General features: G+C 70.4%; 6 protein-coding genes. 2 read left to right on the top strand and 4 right to left on the bottom strand.

What is annotated here, in order from left to right:
* On the bottom strand, positions 1-582 hold a 582-nt coding region (locus ACN27A_RS34410; protein ID WP_421459189.1), incomplete at its 3' end, for a GAP family protein.
* Positions 583-754: 172 nt separating this feature from the next.
* Here ACN27A_RS34410 and ACN27A_RS34405 point away from each other — a divergent pair.
* Positions 755-1192: a MarR family winged helix-turn-helix transcriptional regulator gene (locus tag ACN27A_RS34405; protein ID WP_421459187.1), complete on the top strand. Its 438-nt coding sequence runs from the start codon at positions 755-757 to the stop codon at positions 1190-1192.
* A 20-nt stretch (positions 1193-1212) separates the two neighbouring features.
* Positions 1213-1632 carry a hypothetical protein gene (locus tag ACN27A_RS34400; RefSeq protein ID WP_421459184.1) on the top strand — a complete coding sequence of 140 codons (420 nt, stop codon included), beginning with the start codon at positions 1213-1215 and terminating at the stop codon, positions 1630-1632.
* Positions 1633-1660: 28 nt separating this feature from the next.
* Here the strand turns inward: ACN27A_RS34400 and ACN27A_RS34395 are convergent, their stop codons facing one another.
* The 3 genes from ACN27A_RS34395 to ACN27A_RS34385 all read right to left on the bottom strand — a co-directional run bounded on the left by ACN27A_RS34395 (position 1661) and on the right by ACN27A_RS34385 (position 4828).
* Positions 1661-2581: a serine hydrolase gene (locus tag ACN27A_RS34395; protein ID WP_421459182.1), complete on the bottom strand. Its 921-nt coding sequence runs from the start codon at positions 2579-2581 to the stop codon at positions 1661-1663.
* Between the two features lie 167 nt (positions 2582-2748).
* The gene (locus ACN27A_RS34390; protein ID WP_421459180.1) at positions 2749-3450 is read right to left on the bottom strand and encodes a DUF1906 domain-containing protein; all 702 of its coding nucleotides are present in this window, start codon (positions 3448-3450) and stop codon (positions 2749-2751) included.
* 172 nt (positions 3451-3622) lie between these two features.
* Complete coding sequence (locus ACN27A_RS34385; RefSeq protein ID WP_421459178.1) at positions 3623-4828, bottom strand: lycopene cyclase family protein; 1206 nt, start codon at positions 4826-4828, stop codon at positions 3623-3625.
* Positions 4829-4959: the final 131 nt, after the last annotated feature.

Below are 4959 nucleotides of genomic sequence, written 5' to 3'. Positions count from 1 at the left end.
GCGCACCAACCAGCGCTGCGCGCGGTCTGCTCGTTTGTTCCGGCTGGTTGACAGGGTCAGAACGAGCAGGCAGGGCGTCACGGCGATGAGGCAGTAGGCGAGCACGATCACCGGCCAGGCCGGCGGCAGTGGATCGCGAGCGGCGATCATCGCCAGGCCGGCCAGGTAGGGGACCGCGGTCGGCGCCTGGCCCGCACCCACCGCCACGCCCACGAACCCGAGAAGCCAGGGGCGGTCGCGCATGGTCGCCATCGCCCAGCCCGGCGCCGCGCTCTGCGCGACCAGCGGGAAGAACGCCAGCGCGATCAGCGTGAAGCCGATCAGCAGCTCGCCCCAGTACCGCACGGCGGGAGTGAGTTCGAAGTCGGTGAGCTCGGTCAGGAATCCGATTCCGAGGACGACGCTGACGCCGAAGGTGAACAGGACCGCGAAGACCCCGGTGACGTAGCTCAGACCTCCCGGTAGCGCGGACTGCCGATTCAGGCGGCTGCCGTAGACGACCGCGGAGACCACCCCGATGTTCAGAACGTTGAGGGAGTCGAGGAACGCCAGCCCCGCCAACGCCACGAGCAGGCCGATCACGCGGGCACCGGACGTCCGGGCTGGGTCCAGCCTCGTCGTCGACGTAGCGCTGGCAGGTCGACGGCGCACACCCCATCGACCTTACGGCGCGGTACCGCTGGAGCATGTCCACGGCAGGGCCCGCCGGAATAATGGTTGTGCACAATTAAACAGTGTGCGATATGGTTGGGACGTGTCACGCTTACGGCTCGACGAGCAGTTGTGTTTCGCGCTGTACTCGGCGTCGAGGGCGGTGACGGCGGCGTACCGGCCACTGCTCGACGAACTGAACCTGACCTATCCGCAGTACCTGGTGCTGCTGGTGCTGTGGGAGGAGGATTCCTGCACGGTCGGGCACCTCGGTGATCGGCTGTATCTGGATTCGGGCACCCTCTCACCGCTGCTCAAGCGGCTCGAGGCGGCGGGGTTCGTGCGCCGCCAACGCAGCGCAGCCGATGAGCGACGGGTCAGCGTCACCCTCACACCAGAGGGGCGCGCCCTCGAGGAGCGGGCGGCATGCATCCCGGATCGACTGCTGGGATCCACCGACTCCGCGGCGGCCGACCTCGCCGCGCTGCGCGACGCACTCAATCTGATCACCGCCGAGCTGCACGCCCGCAGCGGCAGCTGAAACCACGAAAGGCTGGATCGTTGTCCGAACTGCCCCCACCGCCCCCGACCACCCGCGCCCGCACCATCGGCAGGTTCGCACTGGCTTTCGCGATGATCTTCGCCGGGCTCGGCCACCTGTTCTGGGCCCGCGAGGAGTTCCAGGCCCAGGTGCCCCAGTGGGTGCCGATGGACGCCGACGGCGTGGTGATGGCCTCCGGCGGAGTCGAGATCACCCTCGGCGTCGGGTTGGCCCTGCTCAACCGTGACCGGGTTCTGGTCGGCCGGCTGTTGGCGGCGTTCTTCATCCTGATCTTCCCCGGCAACATCGCCCAGTTCGTCAACCAGGCAGACGGGTTCGGGCTCAACAGCGACACCAGCCGCTTCATCCGGCTGCTGTTCCAGCCCGTGCTGATCGCCTGGGCGTTGTGGGCCACGGGCATCCCGCGCCAGAAGCGCTGACAGCGCGCGACCGCTTCGTGGCGCGGCTTTAGATCCGGCCGTCCGGGAACATCGTCTTGACCACCTGTGTGATGGTGTCGCGCGCAGCGGCGGCGCTCACCGGTTGCAGTGAGCTGATGGCCATCACATAGCGGCGTTCGGGTCCGATCGCGCCGGTGGAGACGTGCAACTGGTTGGCGCCGTTCCAGCAGCAGAACCAGCCCTGCTTGACCGCGACGGGCTCCGCAAAGAGTCCATCGGGGATGCCGAATCGTTGTGGGTATCCGTCGGATCCCGTCGGGGTGTGTCCGGCGAGGTTGCGCATGATCACGTCAGCCTGCTCGGGCGGCAGGCCCCCGCTGCCGCTCAACAGCCCGTTGTAGTAGCGGACGAGATCGCTTGCGGTGCTCTGAGTGACGTCCCACTTGCCGTTGTAGGGCGCGGTCGTTCCGGTCAGGCCGTAACGCGCCACCACGCGCCCGATGATCGCGCTACCGCCGCTGCGGTCCCAGAACATCTGGGCCGCACTGTCATCCGAGGACCGGAGCATGGCGTCGAGGGACGCGCGGTCAGCCGGCGTCAGTTCTGTCTCGCCCCTGGACACCTGCAGCAACAGGTCGTCGGCGATGAACAGCTTCACCACCGACGCGATCGGGAACGGCTGGTTGGCGCTGTGGGAGACGACCTGGCCGGTGTTGCGATCCAACACCTCGACGGTGACGTCGGCCCCGGCGGCGGCTGCATCGGCGGTGGCCGCACGGGTACGGGCATCGAGTCCGGCGAAGGGGTCGGCGGGCCGGGCGGGCGGCTGCTGGGGCAACTCGGCCGACGTGGCCTTCGGGGCGACCACGGGGGCGCCGGCGGTGCTCGCCGAACCCGACGGCGCCTCGCCGGCCGGTGCCGCACAGGAACTCACCAGCATGGCCACCCCGGCGACCGCCACCACCCATGTCGACAGCTGGCGCCGCATAAGTCCTCCGAATGATCGTGAGCCCGCGGACGCTGTGCGCTCCCGCATCGCTGCCCGGACTGCCGGCCCGCCGGCCGTGCCCGAACTGCCGGCTCGCCGGCATGGACCGCGATTCTACGTGGGCTACCCGCGCGGGCCCGATCTCAAAGACGCGACATCGCCGGGAATCAGGGGTGCAGGTTCCACTGGCCGCAATCCTGGGCCAGGACGTCGTTGACGTCGACGCGGATGCCGCCGACCACCGGTCCCGGATTCGACGCGGTGTCGATGATGCGCTGATAGAGCACTGCGGCGGGGTAGATCTGACCGCGCGACCAGGACCGGGTCTGCCACGCCCAGACGTGGCCGGGCGAGCTCGAGCGCCCGATGACGCCGTCGGCGGCGGCCCACATACAGGGGTTGACACCGGCGTAGATCCCGGTGCGCAGTGCCCCGATCACCGAGTTGATGCCGCGAAACCACGGCAGTGCCAGATCGTTCCAGGTGGTGCGGTCGATGTCGTCGTCGACGCTGAAGAAGATCGGAGCGGTGCGGCCCCCGCCGGCGGCGGTGTGCAGGTGCCAGGCGGTGCGCGCGTCGGCGACGCCGCCGGCGAACCCGCGGGTGAAGTCCGACGGTGCCGTGCCCCCCGGCTTGCCGTACTGGTAGTTGCTGACGATCACCAGGCCGGCGGCGTTCAGTGACCGGGCGTAGGGCAGGGTGATCGGCTTGGCGCCGAAGTTCGAGCCGGGCCTCGATGTCGAGACATAGTTGATCACCCCGGCGTGACCGGCGGCGCGGATGTCGGCGGCGGGGATCTGGCGCATGGCGTAGTCGATCAGCGTCGCAGAGGCGGCGGAGGCCGAGGGCATGTCGATGCCCGCCGCCACGGCGCCGAACCCGGCCAGGGCGGGAACCGCGCCGGCGTAGCGCAGCACGTCACGCCGCGAAACCGGGCGCGGTGGGGGGCCGCCCGTGGTCCCCGACGCGTCTCGCACCGCGCGATGTTAACAGAGTGACTGTTGTGAACAGGGGAGACACGCCGCAGGCCGGGATGGTTCGTCACCGGTCGGAGGGTGGGTCACCCGTCGCCGACGCGTCATTGGACTTCACCGGCCGGCGCACCGCCGAGGTGACGAGGCGACGACGCAACGGCCCGCCGGTGCTTCGGTACAGGCACCCCATCGCCGCCGCGGTGCCGCGCACGTCGTCGCGGGCTGTGAGATAGGTCCAGCGGTGCCGCTCGGGCATGGTGAAGAACTGTTCGAAGAACACCGGAACCTCGTCCGGCGGCATCCGCAGCAGTGCTTCCAGACCGATCCGCCGGAGCCGGTGGATCACCTTCGCCGCCGGTGGCCAGACGGTTCGCCGGGCCGCTGTCAGCGCTCGGCCGGGGCCGTCCGGCAGATGTGCGGCCAGCGCCTCGGCCACCTGGGGTGCCAGCTGCAGCGACGCCGCCAGGCTGAAACCGGTCGCCGGGTGGATCAGCGGCGCGGCCGCACCGAAGCCGAGCACCCCCCGCACCTCGTGGCGCGGATGGTCGACCGGAAACCAGACCTTCTCACTGCGGGCGTCCTCGGGTGGCGATATGCCGTGCCGCGTCAGCCGGGCGTGGAGCCGCCGGCGCAGCGTCGGCATCGGCAGCCCGGGCCGGCGTGCCAGCGAGGTCTCCTCCACCAGCACCTCGCCGCCGCCGAGCGGGACGGCGTAGAGAAAGGTCGGCCAGCCGGCCTCACCATGGTCCGGGCGCCAGTCCATGAACAGCGCGTCGCCGGGACCGAGCAGGGCAGCGGCGTCGTCCTCGCCGACGATCAGCCCGTAGGCGGTCTGTTCCGCCGCTCCGCGGCGCGCCGGAATCGGGTCGAGCGGCCGCCATCGGCCCCCGGCGTCGACAACGACCTCGGCGCGCAGCGACGACCCGTCGGCCAGGGCGACCATGCCCCGCTCCGGTGAGCCGACGACCCGGCCGGCATGGATGTGCACGCCGGTCAGCTGTCGGACGAGGTGCGCGTGCAGGGCGGGCACGTCGACGACTGCGTACTCCCAACCCAGGTGGTGCTGCGTCTGCGCGAACACCCGGCCGGCGGCCCGGGCGGCGATCACCGACGGTGGCAGATCGCCGGGGAGCTCCGGGCTCCACATGCCGTAGGTGGCCGTCCACGGCCGTTCCGGAGCAGGGTCGACCAGCCCGGTCGTCAGACCGCTGCGAGCGCACTGCCCCGCCAGCGCCAGCCCCGCCGGCCCCGCTCCGACCACCAACACGTCCATTCGTCCCATCGTGCCCGATGGTGGAAGTTGCTCACGCATCGGGGCCGAAGTCGCCGAACTGCGCTCTCGGCAGGCGCCGCAATGGTGTCGCGGGTGCCGCCGACTTGTTTGCTGAGTAGACATCATCGGGG

It is taken from the genome of Micromonospora sp. WMMD737, from assembly GCF_049179055.1.
Lineage (GTDB): Bacteria > Actinomycetota > Actinomycetes > Mycobacteriales > Micromonosporaceae > Micromonospora > Micromonospora reichwaldensis.
Note: the sequence above shows the minus strand (reverse complement) of the source record. Positions and strands in the feature narration are given on the sequence as shown.

Bases quoted from the DNA above. Each gene is read 5' to 3' on its own strand.
- ACN27A_RS34395 (WP_421459182.1), bottom strand. From the start codon at position 2,581: ATGCGGCGCCAGCTGTCGACATGGGTGGTGGCGGTCGCCGGGGTGGCC.
- ACN27A_RS34385 (WP_421459178.1), bottom strand. From the start codon at position 4,828: ATGGACGTGTTGGTGGTCGGAGCGGGGCCGGCGGGGCTGGCGCTGGCG.